This is a genomic window from Cryobacterium sp. TMS1-20-1 (assembly GCF_004402355.1).
Lineage (GTDB): Bacteria > Actinomycetota > Actinomycetes > Actinomycetales > Microbacteriaceae > Cryobacterium > Cryobacterium levicorallinum.
On record NZ_SOGF01000033.1, the window covers coordinates 45,928 to 64,449 of the forward strand.

The 18,522-nt window shown below is 66.5% G+C and carries 21 protein-coding genes; 12 read left to right on the plus strand and 9 right to left on the minus strand.

The window, feature by feature from the left end; all coding sequences use genetic code 11:
- Positions 1-223: 223 nt before the first annotated feature.
- Positions 224-1,108 (plus strand): spermidine synthase, encoded by an 885-nt coding sequence (locus E3O45_RS07500; protein WP_134442832.1) that lies wholly within the window; start codon positions 224-226, stop codon positions 1,106-1,108.
- A 79-nt stretch (positions 1,109-1,187) separates the two neighbouring features.
- Here the strand turns inward: E3O45_RS07500 and E3O45_RS17960 are convergent, their stop codons facing one another.
- Entirely contained in the window at positions 1,188-1,499 is a 312-nt protein-coding gene (locus E3O45_RS17960) for a hypothetical protein (protein ID WP_241985271.1), read from the minus strand.
- Positions 1,500-1,517: 18 nt separating this feature from the next.
- Between E3O45_RS17960 and E3O45_RS17965 the strand changes: the two genes are divergently transcribed.
- From E3O45_RS17965 to E3O45_RS07515, 3 genes are all read left to right on the plus strand, one after another.
- Complete coding sequence (locus E3O45_RS17965; protein ID WP_241985272.1) at positions 1,518-1,730, plus strand: hypothetical protein; 213 nt, start codon at positions 1,518-1,520, stop codon at positions 1,728-1,730.
- A 103-nt stretch (positions 1,731-1,833) separates the two neighbouring features.
- A complete protein-coding gene (locus E3O45_RS07510; RefSeq protein WP_134442834.1) occupies positions 1,834-2,997 on the plus strand; it encodes a sorbosone dehydrogenase family protein in 1,164 nt (387 codons plus the stop codon).
- Between the two features lie 64 nt (positions 2,998-3,061).
- Positions 3,062-3,574, plus strand: a complete 513-nt coding sequence (locus E3O45_RS07515; RefSeq protein WP_134442835.1) for a SprT-like domain-containing protein — start codon at positions 3,062-3,064, stop codon at positions 3,572-3,574.
- 60 nt (positions 3,575-3,634) lie between these two features.
- Here the strand turns inward: E3O45_RS07515 and E3O45_RS07520 are convergent, their stop codons facing one another.
- Positions 3,635-4,900, minus strand: a complete 1,266-nt coding sequence (locus E3O45_RS07520) for a hypothetical protein (protein WP_134442836.1) — start codon at positions 4,898-4,900, stop codon at positions 3,635-3,637.
- 30 nt (positions 4,901-4,930) lie between these two features.
- Entirely contained in the window at positions 4,931-5,371 is a 441-nt protein-coding gene (locus tag E3O45_RS07525) for an EVE domain-containing protein (protein ID WP_233194879.1), read from the minus strand.
- A gap of 44 nt (positions 5,372-5,415) precedes the next feature.
- On the opposite strand from E3O45_RS07525, the gene E3O45_RS07530 reads away from it, so the two are divergent.
- From E3O45_RS07530 to E3O45_RS07550, 5 genes are all read left to right on the plus strand, one after another.
- A complete protein-coding gene (locus tag E3O45_RS07530) occupies positions 5,416-5,958 on the plus strand; it encodes a hypothetical protein (protein ID WP_174843068.1) in 543 nt (180 codons plus the stop codon).
- A 64-nt stretch (positions 5,959-6,022) separates the two neighbouring features.
- On the plus strand, positions 6,023-6,661 hold the full coding sequence (locus E3O45_RS07535) for a DUF1684 domain-containing protein (RefSeq protein ID WP_134442837.1): 639 nt from the start codon (positions 6,023-6,025) through the stop codon (positions 6,659-6,661).
- Positions 6,662-7,035: 374 nt separating this feature from the next.
- Complete coding sequence (locus tag E3O45_RS07540) at positions 7,036-8,661, plus strand: DEAD/DEAH box helicase (protein ID WP_241985273.1); 1,626 nt, start codon at positions 7,036-7,038, stop codon at positions 8,659-8,661.
- 100 nt (positions 8,662-8,761) lie between these two features.
- Positions 8,762-9,259: a GNAT family N-acetyltransferase gene (locus tag E3O45_RS07545; protein WP_134442838.1), complete on the plus strand. Its 498-nt coding sequence runs from the start codon at positions 8,762-8,764 to the stop codon at positions 9,257-9,259.
- A gap of 90 nt (positions 9,260-9,349) precedes the next feature.
- Positions 9,350-10,339, plus strand: coding sequence for a nucleoside hydrolase (locus tag E3O45_RS07550; protein WP_134442839.1), 990 nt, complete (start codon positions 9,350-9,352; stop codon positions 10,337-10,339).
- A gap of 25 nt (positions 10,340-10,364) precedes the next feature.
- On the opposite strand, the gene E3O45_RS07555 is transcribed toward E3O45_RS07550, so the two are convergent.
- Positions 10,365-10,949, minus strand: a complete 585-nt coding sequence (locus E3O45_RS07555; RefSeq protein WP_134442840.1) for an NUDIX hydrolase family protein — start codon at positions 10,947-10,949, stop codon at positions 10,365-10,367.
- A gap of 300 nt (positions 10,950-11,249) precedes the next feature.
- Here E3O45_RS07555 and E3O45_RS07560 point away from each other — a divergent pair, with 300 nt between their 5' ends.
- The gene (locus tag E3O45_RS07560; protein ID WP_134442841.1) at positions 11,250-11,915 is read left to right on the plus strand and encodes an alpha/beta hydrolase; all 666 of its coding nucleotides are present in this window, start codon (positions 11,250-11,252) and stop codon (positions 11,913-11,915) included.
- Positions 11,916-12,136: 221 nt separating this feature from the next.
- Here the strand turns inward: E3O45_RS07560 and E3O45_RS07565 are convergent, their stop codons facing one another.
- Complete coding sequence (locus E3O45_RS07565) at positions 12,137-12,577, minus strand: DUF5997 family protein (protein WP_134442842.1); 441 nt, start codon at positions 12,575-12,577, stop codon at positions 12,137-12,139.
- Positions 12,578-12,644: 67 nt separating this feature from the next.
- Here E3O45_RS07565 and E3O45_RS07570 point away from each other — a divergent pair, with 67 nt between their 5' ends.
- A complete protein-coding gene (locus tag E3O45_RS07570; protein ID WP_370449995.1) occupies positions 12,645-13,496 on the plus strand; it encodes a LysR family substrate-binding domain-containing protein in 852 nt (283 codons plus the stop codon).
- A gap of 41 nt (positions 13,497-13,537) precedes the next feature.
- Here the strand turns inward: E3O45_RS07570 and E3O45_RS07575 are convergent, their stop codons facing one another.
- Genes E3O45_RS07575 through E3O45_RS07585 form a run of 3 tightly spaced genes read right to left on the minus strand, consistent with a single transcriptional unit; the run spans position 13,538 to position 16,057 of the window.
- On the minus strand, positions 13,538-13,930 hold the full coding sequence (locus tag E3O45_RS07575; protein WP_134442844.1) for a VOC family protein: 393 nt from the start codon (positions 13,928-13,930) through the stop codon (positions 13,538-13,540).
- 37 nt (positions 13,931-13,967) lie between these two features.
- A complete protein-coding gene (locus E3O45_RS07580) occupies positions 13,968-14,951 on the minus strand; it encodes an ABC transporter permease (protein ID WP_255452968.1) in 984 nt (327 codons plus the stop codon).
- Positions 14,948-16,057, minus strand: coding sequence for an ATP-binding cassette domain-containing protein (locus E3O45_RS07585; protein ID WP_134442845.1), 1,110 nt, complete (start codon positions 16,055-16,057; stop codon positions 14,948-14,950). Before E3O45_RS07585 ends, E3O45_RS07580 begins: the two co-directional genes overlap by 4 nt.
- Positions 16,058-16,449: 392 nt before the next feature.
- Between E3O45_RS07585 and E3O45_RS07590 the strand changes: the two genes are divergently transcribed.
- Complete coding sequence (locus E3O45_RS07590) at positions 16,450-16,914, plus strand: hypothetical protein (protein WP_134442846.1); 465 nt, start codon at positions 16,450-16,452, stop codon at positions 16,912-16,914.
- Positions 16,915-17,026: 112 nt separating this feature from the next.
- Here the strand turns inward: E3O45_RS07590 and E3O45_RS07595 are convergent, their stop codons facing one another.
- Positions 17,027-18,313 carry an ATP-binding protein gene (locus tag E3O45_RS07595; RefSeq protein WP_134442847.1) on the minus strand — a complete coding sequence of 429 codons (1,287 nt, stop codon included), beginning with the start codon at positions 18,311-18,313 and terminating at the stop codon, positions 17,027-17,029.
- Positions 18,314-18,522 lie beyond the last annotated feature (209 nt).

An 18,522-nucleotide genomic window follows, 5' to 3' on the forward strand; every position in this document is an offset into this window, starting at 1 on the left:
TGAAGGCATAGTTTGTCTGGGAGCGCAAGGATCAAGCATATGCCCCCATTCGCGTCATGTCCACCTAATTGTTGCAAATCTGCAAACTCTCAGGTATAACACCCTCCGTCTTCTCGCGAGAGCGCAAAAAGTGCCCGTTTGACACCCTCAATCGGGCACTTTTTGCGCTTTCGCGAAGCGGATGCTGCGGCGCGGGCACGTGGAGAGGGCGCAGACTAGGACGATGAGTACTGGGCGTAAGGGTGAGGTGACGGAGGGGCATCCGTCTGTCGTGTTGAAGTTGAGCGGACACACCGCGGTGATCGAACCCGACCGTTTCACCCCCGGCAGCTTTCAGCTCGTGGTCGACGGTACCCCGCAGTCGCACGTGAACATCGATCACCCGGATGAGCTGTTCTTCGAGTACATCCAGCGCATCGGGCACGTCATCGACCTGCTCGGCGACCCCCACGAGCCGATCACCGCCGTGCACCTCGGGGCCGGCGCGCTCACCCTGCCACGCTACGTCGAGGCGACCCGGCCGGGCTCGCGCCAGCAGGTGGTCGAAATCGAGAGCGATTTGATCGACCTGGTGCGGGAGGTGCTGCCGTGGGACAAACGCGCCCAGCTGCGCGTGCGCCATGGCGATGCCCGCGAGGTGCTCGGCAAGCTTCCCGCCGGGCTGCAAGGCGCCGTCGACCTCGTCGTGGTCGACATCTTCTCCGGGGCGCGCACCCCGAAGCACGTCACGAGCCGCGAGTTCTTCGCGCTCGCCGCCCCGCTGCTGTCGTCACGCGGCGTACTCGCCGTCAACGTAGCGGATGGCCCCGGCCTCGCGTTCGCGCGCGGCCAGGCCGCAACCCTCTCGGCGGTGTTTCCGCACGTGATCGGATTCGCCGAGACGCAAGTGCTCAAGGGGCGCCGGTTCGGCAACATCGTGTTCATCGCAGCGCACACGCCGATCGACCTCAACTGGATTCCGCGGCTGCTGGCCAACGGTCCGCACCCGGCAAAGGTGATCGAGGGAACCGAACTCAAGCAGTTCATGGCCGGTTCGCTCGTGGCGACCGACGAGACGTCGACGCAGTCGCCGCTGCCCGGCCGCACGGTCTTCCAGATCGGACACTAGCCGGCGACCGGATGCCCGCGGGCGGCGGTACTCTGGGGGCACCCGTCATTTCTCCGCGCGGCCGCGTCCGCCTTCGTCATTACAGGAACACACCCTGAGTTTCATCATCGGTTACGACCCCATCACCCTGCGCGAAAAAGTAGACCTTCAGGCCGCCGGTGAGCGGCTTGAAGAACTCGGCACCCTGCGCAGCCTGGCCGCGCTGAACGAAAAGGTCGCCCTGCTGCGCCTCGTCGGCCGGCTCGATGAAGCCTGGGAAGTGGCCAACGAGGCCGTGCGCCAGTCGCGCTTCACCGGCAACCGGGAACAGGCGGTGGCCAGTCGCATCCGTCGGGCGCAGGTCCTGCAATTTCAGGGCAAGCTCGTCGAGGCCGCGAGCGAGTTGACGCATTGTATACTCGTCTCCGAGGTGCACGAGTGGAGCCGCCTCGCCGCCTATGCCCGCCAGCACCGCGGCAAGGTGTACTTCGACCAGGACAACCTCGAAGGCGCCCTCGCCGACTTCACCGCCGCCGTGTTTCTGCGCGAAAAAGACGGCGCCGACGCCGACGAACTCGACAGCTCGCTGCTGGCCGTTGCCGTCGTCGAGCAGCACATTGCTGCTCGCAGCGCCCAGGCCTGACCCAACCTGCAGTCCCGCCGCGAGTGAACGGGCCCTGAGCCAGCTACTGGCCGCCGCACGCGTTAAGCGGCATGCTGTGTTCACGACGAAGGAGAGGTGACCGGTGACCGATCCGACCGAGCGGCGGCGGCGTGCGGTGGGCACGGCCGTGCTCGTGATTCTCACCCTGACCGCGTGCAGCGCTGCGGACCCGCGCGCCACTCCGACCACCACGACACCGGCCCAACCGACGCCGAGCGCAACGGATGCCGGTGCTGACCCGCTCGCACCGGTGCATCCGGTCGGCGAACCGGTCGTGATCGCGTCGGGGCTTCAGGCTCCGTGGTCGATTCTGCGACTGCCCGACGGCGCCACGCTCATCAGCGAACGCGACACCACCCGGCTTCGCGAGCTGCTCGCCGACGGCAGTCTGCGCGACGCCGGCACCGTCGCGGCGGCGCGCCCGAGCGGTGAGGGCGGGCTGCTCGGCCTCGCCTTTCTCGCCGACCGGGCGGCCCCGGGCGGCACTGGCTGGGTGTACGCCTACTACTCAACGGCGGCCGACAACCGCATCGAACGGATGCCATTGGCCGGCTCCCCCGGCAGCCACACCCTCGGGGCACCCACCCTCGTGCTCGACTCCATCCCCCGAGCCGGCAATCACAACGGTGGCCGCCTCGCGTTCGGCCCCGACGGACTGCTCTACGCCACGGTCGGGGACGCCGGAGACACCGTCAATTCCCAGGACCTGGACTCGCTCGGCGGCAAGATTTTGCGAATGACACCGACCGGTGCTGTGCCAGCGGACAACCCGTTCGGCACGCTGGTGTACTCATTCGGGCATCGGAATCCACAGGGTCTGGCCTGGGATTCGCGCGGCCAGCTGTGGGCGAGCGAGTTCGGGCAGAACACCTGGGACGAACTCAACCGCATCGTTCCCGGCGGCAACTACGGCTGGCCGCTGGTCGAGGGCCAGGCCGGCGACCCGGCATATCTCGACCCGGAACGTCAGTGGTCGACGGACGTAGCGAGCCCGAGCGGCATCGCCATCGTGAACGACACCATCTTCATGGCGAGCCTGCGCGGGCAACGGTTGTGGAGCATCCCGATTCTGAGCACATCCTCCACCGACACCCCCACCGAGTGGTTTGTCAACGGATACGGCCGGTTGCGCGACGTGGTGTCAGGGCCAGCTGGCACACTGTGGTTTGTGAGTAATAACACGGATGGCCGGGGTTCCCCGGCGGCTGAAGACGACCGGCTCCTGCAAGTGGCGGTGGCGCCCTGATGTCTTTCCCGACGTCTGATCTCGCTCAGACCCCCGCTTGCCTCGTGGAAACGGCGGCGCCCTGATGGCCGATCTCGCCCAGGTACGACGCTGGGCCGACGCGCTCATCGTGCTGCACCTCGACCCCAGCTGGACCTTCGGCTTCGACAACGCGAAAAAACGTGCCGGCCTGTGCAATTTCAGCGCGAAGCACATCACGGTGTCGCGCTACCTCGCCTCCCGCTATGCCGACGACGACGTGCACCAGATCCTGCTGCACGAATTCGCGCACGCCCTGGCCGGGCCGCGTGCCGGGCATGGTCCGCGCTGGAAGAAGGTGGCCTTCGACCTTGGCTACGACGGCAAGCGCACCCACGACGGCGAGATCGCCGACGAACTCGCCCCCTGGGTGGGCACCTGCCCCGCCGGACACACCCATTTTCGGTATCGGCAGCCCACCCGGCCGCTGGCCTGTGGGCTCTGCGCCCGCCGATTCGATCAGGCCCACGCCATCAGCTGGTTACGCCGCGAAATCACGCCGGCGATCCGGCGTCGGGCCGCGGCCTCGGCCGGCCCTCGGCTCCCGCCGGTCGACTGAGTTCAGCGCCCAGGGTCAGCGCCCAGACGTTCAGGGCGCACCAGGTCGGCGCGCACGCGTTCAGTGCACGTCGTAGCGGGCGAGGGCGTCGGCATCCGTGGCGTGCATCATCGCTCGACGAGCGGTATCCAGCGCGGTCACCGGGTCGGCCTCGGCCACGGCGAGCGCGAGCTGCCGTTCAGCCTCGGCCAAACGGGTGCGCGCGGCGGCCTGCACCCGACCGCGATGGGCGGACACGAAGTCGCGGGTGATCGTAATCTGGCTGCGGGCGGTGAGCAGCGCGCCGGCCAGGGCGGTGCGGGCGTTCTCGAGCCGCAACTGCCGATTGCGTGCCTCCGAACGGATGCTGTCCAGCCCGTTCATCGCCGCCTCCAACTTCACGACATCCGAGGATGGGTCGCTGAGCCTCCCGGGCTCCCGCAATTGCGCCTGCACGGCTGCCGCCGCGGTGATGACGAGGTTCAGGGACGCGCTCGTATCGGATTCTTCGTGACCGTCGCGCAGGGCTCGCGCCTGCGCGAGTTCCGAGCCGGCAGCATCCAGTGCCTGCTGCAAGTTCGCGAAACCGCGGTGCAGCAAGTCCTCGCCGGTTTCAATCGCGTCGAGCAGTTGTGTCGCCTGAAACAGGGAGTGCTCGGCGGACTGCAGCTGCTCCCCCACCGGTTCGGACGACGCGGCCTCGAGGCGCGCAGCGGCAGCATGGGCGGCGGCCGCGGCCAGGTCGAGTGCGGTTTGCGCCCGCAAAACGTTGCCGCTGATTGCAGCGAGCGCCGGCGGCGAATAACTCAAACCGAGCCGGGCGAGCGTGTTCGCTCCGCCGGCGACCCGGTCGGACACGCGATCGAGGCGTCGGCGCAGTTCGTCGAGTTGCTGCGGGGCGTTGCGTTCCACGCCGCGCCTGGCGGTGAAATTACGCGCCTGACCGGTCAGTCGGCCGGTGGCCTCGTCGGCGAGCTGGATGATCTGCTGGTTCCAGCGGGTGCGTTCGGCAGCGGTGTCCGGCACGGCGTCGTCGAGCTTTTGCTGCAGCGCGAAAGCATCACTGAGCTGGCGTTTCGACGTGCTGAGCGCCGTGGCGAATTCCCGCGTCGAAGACTCGCCGAACTGGGCGATGGCGAAGCCGAGCTCGTCGGTCGCGTCTTGCACCAGATCGTCGGCGCGAACCAGGCTGATCGCCGCGCTGCGGGCGAGAAGAGCCGCCTCAGCGTTCACCTGCCCGGTCCGAGCCCGGGTGCGCCGCCGCGAGGCTGCCACCAGCGCCCAGACTCCGGCCAACACGAGGCCGATAACGATGACCGAGGGTACCCACCAGAGATCGCCATTCATAGCCGTGAGTCTAATGAGGGTTACTGGGCGCTACCGGTCGTCGGCAGAGGGCCGCCGCATCTGCTGCCGAATCATCTCGAAGTCGTGCCGCGAAATCTCGAGCACGCCGCGGCGCAGCTGGAAGCCCCAGTCCGGGTTTCCGCGGGTGAGCTGTAGCACGGGCAACAGCGGGCGGATGCTGGTCGGCCAGGCATCCAGATCGTAGTCGGCCCGGCGTCGCCAGGGCCGAAACTCGTTCGCGGGGTCGCCCACCTGGTAGGCATAGGCATCCGCTATTCGGCCGATGGCCGTGAATTCCTTAAGCGGATCGCCCTCGATCGCAGTTTTCGGGGAGTAGTAGACGATGCCGTCGGCCTCGCCCATCTGCGCGATCAGATCCCCGGCGCCACGATTGGCGCGGGCGATGCCCAAATCGACACCGCGCAGCACGTGCTCGCGGTGCACAACGCCGAGCCAGAACCGAATTGCCACATTCCTAGTTGTACCGCATGCCACGCACACGCCAAACTAGTCAGATGCGAGTACTCCTGAAAGAGATTCTGGACTGCACACCGGATGCTGCCTGGCACGCCATCCACAGCCCCGCCGTCTTTCGCGAGGTGAGCAGCCCGTTCATGGCGGTCGAGTCTCTCGAACCCGACGGGTTTCCCACCCGGTGGGAACCGGGCGAACACCCCGCCGTGTTCTCCATGCTCGGCCTGGTGCCGATGGGAACCCAGATCATTCGCCTTGCCAACTCCACGCACCGGCCCGACGGCGTGCGCATTCTGCGCGATACCGGTCGCGGCGTCTCCGGCGCGCTGAGTGCGGTCACGCTCTGGGATCACCGCATGGCGATCGCGCCCGACCCGGCCGGCACCGGCAAAACCCTCTACCGGGACCAGCTCATTTTTCGCGGCCGCCCGGCCACGATCGCCCTCTGGCCGACGTTTTGGGCGTTCTGGCAGTGGCGGATGCTGCGCCTCAAGGCCCTCGCCCCCACCTGGCAGCACGACGTGGGCATCGACGACCCCAACTTTGTGCCGCTGTCGCAGCGGGAGCCCGACGACGGCAACTAGCGCTTCCGCAGTTTCCCCGCGCCGTCTCCTATGCACCGGGCCGACCGGCGGTAGCGTAGCCATCATGAGTTCTTCCCTGGGGGCCTTGCAGATCGCGGACTGGCGTCGGCGTGTGACCGGTTTGTACGCGGGGGTGCGCCAGCTCAGCGTGAGCAGCCCGAAAAGCGGCCACGAATTGTGGCGGTCGGGGCGGGATGAACTGTTTGCGGGGCATCCGTCGTCGCCGTTATTGCCCGACGACCGTTCGGCCTTCACCGGGCTTCCCATTGCCGCGTACGACCCGGACTGGCGGTTTGAAGTCGAGGTGCACCGCTCCGAGCAGTCCTATCGCATGAACGTTGAAACTGGCACGGACGGCACCGTGCCCTTCGACCTGGTCGGTACCGTGCGCCTGCCCTACCTTGGTTCGCTCGACGTGTGGCGGCTCGCAAGCTACGGCGGCGGCCTGTTCCTGCCGCTGAAAGATGCCCTGGCCGGCAAAAGCGGCGGAACTTACGGCGGCGGACGCTACCTGCTCGACACCATCAAGGGTGCCGACCTCGGCCCCGGTGTCGACGACGACACCCTCATTCTCGATTTCAATTTTGCCTACAATCCTTCCTGCGCGTACGACCCGATGTGGGCCTGCCCGCTGCCGCAGAGCGGCAATATCATCGACGTCGACGTGCCCGTCGGCGAGCTCTACCACGGCGACCACTCGTAGCTACCCGGGTGCCCGTTCACACCTGCGGAGAATTTCGTCGATTCGTCCGCTCCGCGCGTGGGATGCCCCGAATCTCGAAAAATTCGGTACAGCGCCCCGGATCCGAAGATCACTATCGGTGCGCGCGAGCTGCGATTTGACAGCATCCGCTAGAGTAGGAGAACTTGCGAGTGCGTAGTTGCGCTTGCTGCGTCGTAGAACGCCCTCTTCTCTATCTGGCGGCCCACCAGGGCTGACCTGATTTTTCGAATGAAACATTCTTACGGCGAACGGATGTGCCCTTCGGCACCTTCGCCATGTGAATCCTCCTGGTTTGCTTATCGCTGCGCGATAATTCGAACGGGCGAGGAGACTGATGCCCGAAAGGCACCATTTTGTCTACAGATTTGTCCACAACGTTCAGCACGCTCGGCGTGCCGGCTCCCCTGGTAAAGGTTCTCTCTTCCCAGGGAATCGACACCGCCTTCCCGATTCAGGTCGACACCCTTCCGGACACCCTGAATGGCCGCGACGTGCTCGGCCGCGGCAAGACCGGCTCGGGCAAGACCCTGGCCTTCTCCATTCCGATGGTCTCGCGCCTCGGCGGCACCCTGGCCGGCGGCAAGCGTCGCCCGGGCCGCCCGCTCGGCCTGATCCTCGCGCCGACCCGCGAGCTCGCCACGCAGATCACCAACGCCATCACCCCGCTCGCCGAGGCCTACGGCCTCAACACCACCACGATCTTCGGTGGCGTCTCGCAGGGCCGCCAGGTCACCGCGCTCAAGGCCGGCGTCGACATCATCGTGGCCTGCCCCGGTCGCCTTGAAGACCTCATGAAGCAGGGCTTCGTGAACCTCGACTCGGTTGAGATCACTGTGCTCGACGAGGCCGACCACATGGCCGACCTCGGCTTTCTGCCCGTCGTCACCCGCATCCTCGACAAGACTCCCGGCAACGGCCAGCGCATGCTGTTCTCCGCCACCCTCGATAACGGCGTGGACAAGATCGTCAAGCGCTTCCTGCACGACCCGGTGATGCACTCCGTCGACGAGGCCAACAGCCACGTTTCGGCCATGACCCACCACGTGTTCGAGGTCGCCGGCGTCGATGCCAAGAAGGACCTCGTGCAGAAGCTGGCGAGCGGCTCTGGCCGTCGCATCCTCTTCATGCGCACCAAGCACCAGGCCAAGAAGCTCGCCAAGAGCCTCACCGACGCTGGCATCCCGTCCGTCGACCTGCACGGAAACCTCTCGCAGGTGGCCCGTGACCGCAACCTCGCCGCGTTCAGCGCCGGCACGGTCAAGGTTCTCGTCGCAACGGATGTCGCCGCTCGCGGCGTGCACGTCGACGACATCGAACTCGTCATCCACGTCGACCCGCCGGCCGAGCACAAGGCGTACCTGCACCGTTCGGGCCGTACCGCCCGCGCCGGCAGCGCCGGTGACGTCGTCACCGTCGTGCTGCCCGAGCAGAAGCGCGACACCGACGCTCTGCTGCGCAAGGCCGCCATCAAGGTGACCCCGCAGCGCGTGGATGCTTCTTCCCCCGCCGTCGACGCCCTCGTCGGCGATGTTGCTGCTTATGTCAAGCCGGCTCCCCGCGTCGAAGCGCCGCAGCAGCAGCGCCAGTCGCAGGGTGGCCGTTCGCAGGGCGGACGTTCACAGGGCGGTCGTTCACAGGGTGGCCGTTCCGAAGGCGGTCGCTCACAGGGTGGCCGTTCAGAGGGCGGCCGTTCAGAGGGCGGCCGCGATGCCGGCGCCGGCCGCTCCGGCGCAAGCCAGGGCGGTGCCCGCACCGACCGTAACGACGGCGGCCGCAGCCGCGACTCGGCTCCCGCCGGTGGCGCTCGTCGCGAGCGCACCGGCCGTCCGGCCGGCGCTGCCTCCAGCGCTCCCCGCTCGGGTTCGGCCGCTGGCCGCTCGGGCGGCGCTCGCGTCGGCAGCCTCCAGGTCGGCGGACTCGTTCGCGGACCCGGCTCGGGTGGAGCAGGCCGCTCGGCTCCCCGCCGCTCGCAGGGCTAAACGGCCAGCAGCATCCGCTTGAAACAATTGGGCCGGTCTCTTCGGAGGCCGGCCCATTCGTGTGTCCGGGACCGCCCGCAAAGACGGATAGTGTCGAATCATGAACACCACAGTTGTCGTTCGACCCGTAGAAGAAGCGGATGCCGAAAGCCTGGGCCGCGTACACGCCGCCTGCTGGCATGAAACCTATGATCACCTACTCAGCCAGGCCGCGTTGTCCCACCTGCGACCGGAGCGTCTCGCCACGATGTGGCACGGCATCACCAAGCTTGGTCACGAGTACCGACAGGTCGTCGCCGTCGACGGCAGCGGCGAGATCATCGGTTTCGCTGCGAGCGCCCCGGGTCAGGAAGACGACCTGCCGGCATCCACTCGCGAATTGAAGGTCATGTACCTGCTCAATGCGCACCACGGCGTCGGCGTCGGCCGACTGCTGTTCGACGCCGTCGTCGATGCCGGCTCGTCGGTGCTCTGGGTGGCCGCCGATAGCCCGCGCGCCCACGCTTTCTACGCGCGCAACGGCTATACGGCTGACGGTCGGGAGAAGACCGAAGAGGTTCTCGGCGAAATGCTGCACGAGGTGCGTCTGGTTCGCTGAGGGTCTGCGCAGAAGTGCAGAATGAGCCGATAAGGGTCACAAACCCACCTGCGGGGGTCTGGGGCACACCAGACCCAATAGGGTGATCTGATGACTAATTCCACGGCGGCAATCCCCGTCATCCTCGACGTTGATACCGGCGTTGACGACGCCCTGGCCATCCTGTTCGCGGTCAAGCACCCCGGCATCAACGTGCTCGGCATCAGTTGCGTGGCCGGAAACGCCTCACTCGACCGCGTCGTCGAGAACACCCTGCGCGTGCTCGACGTCGCCGACGCGCCGTCCATTCCGGTCGCGGCCGGCGCCCGCCGCCCCCTACTGGAACCGGCCAGATCGGCCGCGCACGTGCACGGCGAGAGCGGCCTCGGCACACTGCAGTTGCCGCCGACCGACCGCACGGCCGAGTCCATCAGCTCGATCGAGCTCATGCGCCGGCTCATTCTGGCCAGCCCGCGCCCGGTCACCCTGGTCGGGCTCGCGCCGCAAACCAACCTCGCCCTGCTGCTGCGCCAGTATCCCGAGTGTGCCGACAACATTGAGCGCATCGTCTTCATGGGCGGTTCGGCCACGGTCGGCAACGCGACCGCGGTCGCCGAATTCAACGTCTGGCACGACCCGGAAGCCGCAGCGATCGTGCTCGATTCCTGCGTGCCCACCTTCATGTACGGACTCGACGTGTTCAACCAGGTCGTGATCGGCGAGCAGATCGCTCTCGAGCTCCTGCACAGCGAGTCGAATCTGGCCCAGGTCGTCGGCCGACTGCTGAGCAACCGGATCGCTCTCGGCGCGGGCCGCAACTCCGAATACACCGGACTCATCGGCGACGCTGGGGCGCTGTGTGCCCTCGTCGACCCGGACGGCGTGACCACCGAGATGCTGCCCCTGCGCGTGCAGCTGTCCGGCTACGGTCGCGGCCAGACCCTGGTCGACCGGCGCACGCATCCCGGTGAGGACATCGTGCACGGTCTGGCCAGCGAGTGGGAGGTCGCCGAGGTCGCGCTCGACGTCGACGTCGACCGCTACGCGCGCCTGTTCCTCACCACGCTCGGCCTCGATCCGGCGCTGCCCCAGCCCGCCTAGCGGTGAGCGGATGCTGCCGCCCGGCTCAGTAGAGCAGGCCGACCGACGCCATCGCGGCGCGCAGCAGGGCGCCCCGACCGCCTTCCATCTCCGCCGACACTCCCGGTGACACGGCCTCGGTCGGCGTCATCCAGGTGAGTTCGAGGGCATCCTGTCGCGGGTCGCAGGTACCGGTGACGGGAACGACGTAGGCCAGCGAGACGGCGTGCTGGCGGTCATCCGTGTAGGCGGTAATGCCCGGCAGCGGAAAGTACTCCGCAACGGTGAACGGCACCGGGCTGACCGGAAGCTGCGGGAAGGCCATCGGGCCGAGGTCCTTCTCGAGGTGACGAAAAAGCGCATCGCGCAAGGTCTCGCCATAGAGCACCCGGCCGGAGACGAGGGTGCGGGTCATCTCGCCGGTTGAACGGGCACGGAGCAGCACACCGACCTCGACGACCTGGCCGAGACCGTCAACCCGCACGGGCACGGCCTCAATGTAGAGAATCGGCAGGCGACGACGAATCTCCGCCAGTTCAACGTCCTTCAGCCAGCCCGGATTCATGTTCGGGGCTCCCGCGGGGGGCTTCGGCGTCCAGTCCGGGTCTGGGTCAGGGGTTCGCACGCTCATGATGCCATTCTCTCCTACGTGGGCTCCGCGCGCGCACTCACGTGCCGCTCCGCCCGGACTGCCGTGGGCCGGTCCCCTCCCTCACCACGCGCATAACTCCTGCAATTCGCGCGGTGCTCGGCCGCCTCTCCAATGATTTGCTGCCATCGGGTCGCGCACGTCAATTTTCTGCAAAAGTTATGCCGAGCAACCGGCTGACATAGTTCGAGATGATCATCGACGCGGCACGTCTGGACCGCACGGCAATGGAAGTATGGGAGTGCGCGGCGTCCACGAGTCGCGAGCTATTTGGAGGAAGCTATGACCACCATCGATAACGCCGCCGTTCTCTGGTCGGCCACCGGCGCCGACCAGGCTGACCGCCCCTTGTTGCTCATCCTGCACGGCTACGGCTCGCACGAGGGTGACCTGTTCTCCCTCGCACCGCACCTGCCGCTTGAGCCGGTGATCGCGGCCCTGCGCGCGCCCCTGCAGGCACCGGCCCCGGTCACCGACGGCTGGGCCTGGTTTCCGATCGCGGAGCCGGGCAGCCCCGACCCGGCCCCCGTCGCGGCGGCCGTAACCGCGGTGCTCGACTGGCTCAACGCCCTGCCGCAGCAGCCGCCGTCGATCGGTCTGCTCGGGTTCTCGCAGGGGGGAGCAATGGCGCTCGAGCTGCTGCGCGCCGCGCCCGACCGCTTCAGCTTCGCGGTGAACCTCTCCGGATTCGTCGCCAGCGGACCGCAGCACAGCGACGCCGAGCTGGCCGAGCGGCCGGTTCCCGTGTTCTGGGGTCGCGGAACCGCCGACACCGTGATTCCGACCAGCGCGATCGAACGCACCCAGGCCTGGCTGCCCGGGCACAGCACGCTGACCGAGCGCATCTACGAGGGTCTGCCGCACTCGATCTCGCAGGTCGAACTCGGCGACGTCGTCAACTTTCTGCGCACACAGTACTCCGACGCCGCGTCCAGGCCGGCCGCCTAGAAACGCTCAGCCGAGTGGATGCCGCAGCGCGGCATCCACTCTCAGTCACGACAGCAGGCGGTCACCGCCGCGCCGCACCTGGGCTGGGCACACGCAGCCGAACGGGACGACCAGCATGGCTAGCCAGCCTCTGACCGTCGAGCTACTTTTTACGCCAGAGCGCTGGACTCACGCCAGTGCGCGGGATTTGCGCCTCCCGCGCAGCGTAAAACGGATGAGAACTATGAGCGGTCGCGCTTGGCCTGCTCCTGCGAAGCCTGGCGCTCGACGTGCGCCTTCTTAGCCGCGCGGTGGGCGTCGCGGTCTTTCACCGCGATCTGGTCGGCGCGCACGCCGGCCTGGGTGGAACGCTCCAGCACGAGCCAGGCCGGCGGCTGCTGCAGCAGGGTGGAAATCTCGGCGGTGGTCAGCGGGTCGGTGATCTCGCTGCGGGCCAGGCCGGAAATCGAGACGCCGAGCTTGGCGGCGACGACCTGGCGCGGGTGCGGACCGTTGGTGCGCAGCAGCGCCAGCCACTCCGGCGGGTTCGCCATGAGCTCGGCGAGCTCGGTGCGGCTGACAAATTCGGTCTGGAACTCGGCCGGTGCCGCGTCGAGCAGAATCCCGAGTTTCTGGGCCGCCGTGGCGGGCTTCATGGTCTGGGGCTTCTTCTCGGAACTCATTGTTCAAGCGTATAGCCTGAGAGGGCCCTCATTTGGGCAAATAGCCCCTCAACTACTACGAGAAAGGATGCCGGTGAGCTTTTCCATCGCCTTCGTCGCCGGTGTCACCCCCACCAAATGGACCCGGATCTGGGGCGACCGCCGCCCCGACGTGCCCCTCACCGTGTTTCGCACCGAAACTGACGAGCAAATTTCGGTGCTGCACGACGGTCGGGCCGAGGTCAGCCTGGTGCGCCTGCCGATCGATGAAACCAATCTGAGCGTCATCAACCTGTACAACGAGATCCCGGTCGTAGTCGCGTCGAAGGATCACGCACTCGAGCAGGCCGAGACCGTGCTGCTGGCCGATCTGGCCGGGGAGCATCTGCTGCAGAACCCCGACGACGTGCCCGAGTGGCGCGACCTCGCCGACGAGGTGCGCGACGGCACCCGCCGGCCCCTGCCGCCGATGCGCGACCTCGACGAAACCATGGAGCAGGTTGCCGCCGGCGTCGGCATCATCATTGTGCCGCACTCGATCGCCCGGCTGTACGGCCGCAAGGACGTCGTGTCCCGCCCGGTCACCGGGGTCGCCGACACGCAGATCGCCCTCGCCTGGATCACCCGCGAAACCACCGAGGACATCGAGGAATTCATCGGCATCGTGCGCGGCCGCTCAAAGGCGAGTTCACGAACGGATGCCGGTGCCGCCGACGCAGCCGCTCTCGCAGACGAAGCACAGCCCGAGCTTCGCAGCGACGGGCGCCCGGCCAAGCCGCCACGCAAGCCCAAGAAGACCGACAAAGCCAAGGCCGCCGCCAAAGCAATCCGGGTCGCCGCAGCGAAAGCCAAACCGGCCGTGCGCAAGAGAACCGAGAGCGCCCCCGGCCGCACCCGTCCGACCAAGAACCCCAACAAGGGCAAGGGTCGCGGGCACTAGAACGGATGCCCAGACCGGTTGCGTTGGGCGCGACCTCGTTGCTACGGGTTCTTCAACACCGACAAAATATTGCCGGACGGGTCGGTGAACCAGGCGATATCCGGCCCCTGCCCGCCGCCAGCGGCAATCCCCTTGTCGTTCTGCTCGAAGCCGTCGTAGCGGAGAAACTCCACGCCGCGCTCGGTGAGCTCATCGACGGTGGCATCGAGGTCGGTCACCGCGAAGTTCAGAATCGTGTACGTGGCCGGCACGAAATCGGGCTTGGGGTACACGATCACGGTGGCGCCATCGGGCAGTGAAATGCGCAGCATCCCCATCTCGCCCACCGTGACCTCGAGGCCCAGCGTCTCGGCGTAGAAGGTTCGCGCGGCGTCGAGATCTTCGACCGCGAATCCGCTGAAGCCGGCGACAATACCTACGGCATGTTCGGTCATGGGTAACTCCCTCTCGAGTGGTGCGGGTTTGGCCGGGTCAGCGGGAGCTGATCGACGCGAACTTACGGATGCACAGGGGCACGAACACGAGCAGCATCACGGTAATGCCGATCAACACGGTCAGGACCGGGTTTTGCATGGTCCAGATATCGGGAACCGGCGCCGTGCCGAGGTTGCCGAACAGCTGCCGCACGGCCTGCACGAGCGAGGACACCGGGTTCCACTCGGCGAAGACGCGCAGCGCGGTCGGCAGAGTTTCACTCGGCACGAACGCGTTCGAGACGAAGGTCAGCGGGAACAGAATCAGAAACGACGCATTGTTGATGACCTCAGGGCTCTTCACGCTCATGCCGAGCAGCGCCATCACCCAGCTGAACGCGTAGCCGAACAGCAGCAGCAGCCCGACTCCCGCCAGAAATTCGGGCGGGGAGGTGTTGACCCGCCAGCCGACCGCGAGCCCGGTGGCCATCATGATCACCATGGAGATGGTATTCAGCACCAGGTCGCCGTTGGTGCGTCCAATCAGCACAGCGGATGCGTTCATCGGCAAGCTCCGAAAGCGGTCGATAATGCCCTCTTTCAGGTCGAGCGCCATGGCAGCGCCCGAGAACGTCGCGCCGAACACGACCGTCTGCGCAAAAATACCGGCCATCAGGAACTGGGTATAGTCGCTGCCCGCAACCGCAATGGCCCCGCCATAGACCTGGCTGAACAGCAACACGAACATGATCGGCTGGATCACGGCGAACACGAGCATGTCCGGCGAGCGCTTGATCTTGATCATGTTGCGCTTGGTGACGGTCCAGCCGTCGGAGTACCACAGGGAAAAGGGGTTCCAGGTGGGGAGCGGGGGCAGGGTGGCCACCCGAGCGCTGGCCCGCTCACCGTTTGCGTCGGCCACGGCCGGTGCGACTTCTCTCGTGGCAGAGTCCGCGATCGCAAACGCGGTGGGAGGGGACGCAGACGGGGCGGGCTGAGCCGGAACGGACTCAGCCGGGGTATCGGCGTGGCGCGCATTCATTTGACGCTCTCCAAATCTGCAGCTGAGGCATCCGCTGCCCGCGCCTGGTCGCGTTTGGCCTGCGCCCGTTTGGAGAGCTTGGGCCCGCTGGAATCGTCATCGTCGGCCGTGCTGAGGTCGGCCTTGTGACCGGTGAGCTTGAGGAAAACGTCGTCCAGGGTGGGGCGGCGCATGCCGGCATCGTGCAGAGTGACCTCTGCGGCGCGCAGGTCGGCGAGCATGTTCTGCAGGGCGGTGGGGCCGTCGGTGACGGCGACTTCGACTCCCCGACCATCGGTGGAGATCGAGGGGACACCCGATCCGTGCCGGGCGAGAATGTCGCGGGCGGCCGCGCCGTCGGCGGCATCGACGAGGGCGACCACCACGCGGTGCCCGCCGATCTGAGCCTTGAGTTGATCGGAGGTGCCCTCGGCGATGACCCGGCCGTCGTCGATCACGACGATGTCATCGGCGAGTTGGTCGGCCTCTTCGAGATACTGCGTGGTCAGCAGCACTGTTGTGCCGTCGGCGACGAGGCGTTTGATCACGTCCCACAGGGCGATGCGGCTGCGCGGGTCGAGCCCGGTCGTCGGTTCGTCGAGAAAGAGCACCTTGGGGTTGATCACGAGTGCCCCCGCGAGGTCGATGCGGCGCCGCATGCCGCCGGAAAACCCCTTGACCGGCCTATTGCCGGCGGCGGTGAGCTCGAACAGGTCGATCAGCTCCTGCGCCCGTTTGCGGGCCGCCGGGCCGCCCAGGTGATACAGCCGGCCGACCATTTCCAGGTTTTCGAACCCGGTGAGGTTCTCGTCGACGGCGGCGTACTGGCCGGACACCCCGATAATGCGCCGCACCGATTTGGGGTGGCGAACGACATCGATTCCGTCGATAACGGCGGTGCCGGCATCCGGTCGAATCAATGTTGTCAGCATTTTGACGACGGTGGTCTTTCCGGCGCCGTTCGGGCCGAGGAGCGCCTTGACCGTACCGCGCGGAACCTGCAAGTCGAGCCCGGCGAGCGCGTGCACCGGACCGCTCTTGGACTGGTACGTCTTGGTCAAGCCCTGGGCCTCAATGATCACGGGAATTCCTTGCCGATCGGGTGGTGCAATCAGGTTCGATGCCATGCTAGTAACCCCCTCCGACATCGACAACCGCTCGCCCAATCTTGGGCAGGGCCCGGCCCGGAACGCGGGCCCGGCTTATAAACACGGCTCAGGTTCCCAGGTCGGTCTCACCCACATCGTTGCCATCGGTAACCGCCACCGACAGTACGCACCGGGCGGGGTCGAGAGCTTCGGGCTGCAAATTCACTGATGTGGTTTGCTTCATGCCCCGACAGGGCTATACCCGCGGTGTCTCCCGGCATTGGAAGACCCGATCGGCTCCCTGCTCTGAAAATCTCAGGAACGTGGCTGGCAGCGAACACGGAGTGTGCTGTGCACTGCCGATGAATCGCCCGTGCGCGTCACCTGCCTGTCACTATTCATGCGGGGAAACACCCCATGGAGAGGTATTTATGACTACGACCGCCACGCGATCGCCTGACGAACCGATGCAGCCCCCTGCTGCACATCCGGGCAGCACGGCCGCGCGCCTCATCGACCAGCACCTGCTCACACGCCGCATCACCGTTGCATTGTCGCTCGCCGTCATCGGGGCGATTCACATCCTCGACCTCCCCGGCAAATTCGCCGAGACTCCCTATCTGGCCTTCGCGTACATCGGCATCATCATCGCTGTGGCCGTATTGATCGAACGCGTTCTCGTCGTCGGATCGAGAATCGACTTCCTCGGCGCTGCTGCGCTGTCTGCGGCCGTCATCGTCGGCTTCGTCATCAATCGCACCGTCGGCATGCCGATGGCCATGGGCGACATCGGAAACTGGCTGGAACCGCTCGGTCTGCTGTCACTCGTCGTCGAGTTTTTCGCCATCTGGCAAGCGCTCGTCGCCGCTCTGGTTTACCACCGCCGGGCACGCTGAACGCCTCGTTTCGCAGCCGTCCAGGGCTCGTCCTCCGCCCCCGGCCCCTCCCCGAACGCGGGCCCAGTCTAAAAACCGGGCCCGCGTTCAATGGTTCCGGGTGTCCGCTCGGCTAGAGCCGGGCAAGACGCTCGATGTCTTCGAGGAACTCGGCGGCGACCTCGGCGGAGACGGTCATGCGAGTTTCCGAGATGGCCCTGACGTAGTCCGCGGTGCTCGGACCATTGATGACCGGACCATCGTCGGCCGAGTACAACGCCTTTTCCAGGGCATGCTGGGACGCCCGATGCGCGGCATACTCAACGTCAGCGGGCGAGAATCCCTCGCTCTTTTCGACCAGCACCGCGAGGTCGACCTCGTCCGTCACGCCTTGCGGAATGTATCGCTCCCAGATGGCCTGGCGAGCGGCAACATCCGGCAGCCCGATCGGCACGACGTAGTCGAAGCGGCCGTGGCGGAGAAAGGCGGAGTCGAGCGCGCGAATGAAGTTGGTCGCACAGACCAGCAGACGCCCGGGCTGGTCACGGAACGCCGGGATGATCTTGAGCAGTTCGTTGGTCACGCCCTGCATCGCCGACGGCGGTTCGCCCGATCGCTGGGACGCGATCTCTTCGACCTCGTCAATGAACACCACCGCGTGTTCCAATTCGGAAATCTTGAGGAAGGTTTCACGCAGCGCCCCGGCCAGACCTTGCGGGTCGGCAGCCAGGCGCGACGGGAACACCTCGATGAACGACCATTCCAGGCGAGAAGCGATCGCCTTGGCGAAGGTGGTCTTTCCCGTGCCGGGAGGGCCGAACAGCACGACCGCCTTGGGCGGAGAAACACCGTACTGCTCGGCCAGTTCCGGCTTGGCCAGGGGCATAACCAGGCGGCGTTCGAGCAATTCCTTTTCGCGCGCCATGCCGCCGACCTTCTGCCAGAGGTCGCGCGGCAGCACCCGGCCGCCGAGTTCGCCGAGCAGCTTGAGTTCCTCGCGCTGCACGGGAATGTGCCGTTCGAAGTAGCGCAGGTTCTTCTTGACCTCGAAGCCGCGGTTGATAAAAGCGTCGACCTTGGTCTCGGATTCGGGCATGAGCGCCGACAGCTTGGTCATGCCGTGCGGGGCCATGCGGGCCTCGAGCGCGGCGAGCATTGCCGTACCGATGCCCTGACTCTGCCACTTTTCCGCGGTCGCCAGAAAGACGATCCAGCCCTGAGCGTGAGCGGCGCGGCCGACGGCGGCACCGATCACCTCATCTCCGTGCAGGGCCACGATGGCATGGTCCTTCTGGCACGAGGTGAGCACCTCCGACAGGCCGTAAACCGGCTCAGTGTCGGCGGCCTTGATCTCGTCCCACAGGCGCAGAATGCCGTCCAGATCGTCGGAGTGAAAATCGCGCAGTCGCCAGCCAGTCATCGTGAACCTCGCATTGTTGGGTGTGCTGCCACACTATTGCACCCGCTCTCCTGACCCGTCCCGGCGAGGTGCCCGGCATCTCTCCGGAACCGTCCGCGCGTATCCCCTGCAATCTGTGTCAGCAGTTCCTCCAAAGCCCGAAAATACGCCCAACTTTTATTCACCGATTCCAAATTGCAGGAGTTATGCGCGCCAAGCACCCGGGCTGC

What these genes read in the sequence shown, in the direction of transcription:
- E3O45_RS07580 (WP_255452968.1), bottom strand. Translation starts at nt 14,951, where the DNA reads ATGAATGCGCGCCACGCCGATACCCCGGCTGAGTCCGTTCCGGCTCAG.
- E3O45_RS07530 (WP_174843068.1), top strand. Translation starts at nt 5,416, where the DNA reads ATGCGAGTACTCCTGAAAGAGATTCTGGACTGCACACCGGATGCTGCC.
- E3O45_RS07515 (WP_134442835.1), top strand. Translation starts at nt 3,062, where the DNA reads ATGGCCGATCTCGCCCAGGTACGACGCTGGGCCGACGCGCTCATCGTG.
- E3O45_RS07570 (WP_370449995.1), top strand. Translation starts at nt 12,645, where the DNA reads ATGCCGGTGAGCTTTTCCATCGCCTTCGTCGCCGGTGTCACCCCCACC.
- E3O45_RS07545 (WP_134442838.1), top strand. Translation starts at nt 8,762, where the DNA reads ATGAACACCACAGTTGTCGTTCGACCCGTAGAAGAAGCGGATGCCGAA.
- E3O45_RS07535 (WP_134442837.1), top strand. Translation starts at nt 6,023, where the DNA reads ATGAGTTCTTCCCTGGGGGCCTTGCAGATCGCGGACTGGCGTCGGCGT.
- E3O45_RS17960 (WP_241985271.1), bottom strand. Translation starts at nt 1,499, where the DNA reads ATGCGTCAACTCGCTCGCGGCCTCGACGAGCTTGCCCTGAAATTGCAG.
- E3O45_RS07520 (WP_134442836.1), bottom strand. Translation starts at nt 4,900, where the DNA reads ATGAATGGCGATCTCTGGTGGGTACCCTCGGTCATCGTTATCGGCCTC.
- E3O45_RS07550 (WP_134442839.1), top strand. Translation starts at nt 9,350, where the DNA reads ATGACTAATTCCACGGCGGCAATCCCCGTCATCCTCGACGTTGATACC.
- E3O45_RS07575 (WP_134442844.1), bottom strand. Translation starts at nt 13,930, where the DNA reads ATGACCGAACATGCCGTAGGTATTGTCGCCGGCTTCAGCGGATTCGCG.
- E3O45_RS07590 (WP_134442846.1), top strand. Translation starts at nt 16,450, where the DNA reads ATGACTACGACCGCCACGCGATCGCCTGACGAACCGATGCAGCCCCCT.
- E3O45_RS07500 (WP_134442832.1), top strand. Translation starts at nt 224, where the DNA reads ATGAGTACTGGGCGTAAGGGTGAGGTGACGGAGGGGCATCCGTCTGTC.
- E3O45_RS07595 (WP_134442847.1), bottom strand. Translation starts at nt 18,313, where the DNA reads ATGACTGGCTGGCGACTGCGCGATTTTCACTCCGACGATCTGGACGGC.
- E3O45_RS07565 (WP_134442842.1), bottom strand. Translation starts at nt 12,577, where the DNA reads ATGAGTTCCGAGAAGAAGCCCCAGACCATGAAGCCCGCCACGGCGGCC.
- E3O45_RS07560 (WP_134442841.1), top strand. Translation starts at nt 11,250, where the DNA reads ATGACCACCATCGATAACGCCGCCGTTCTCTGGTCGGCCACCGGCGCC.
- E3O45_RS07555 (WP_134442840.1), bottom strand. Translation starts at nt 10,949, where the DNA reads ATGAGCGTGCGAACCCCTGACCCAGACCCGGACTGGACGCCGAAGCCC.
- E3O45_RS07585 (WP_134442845.1), bottom strand. Translation starts at nt 16,057, where the DNA reads ATGGCATCGAACCTGATTGCACCACCCGATCGGCAAGGAATTCCCGTG.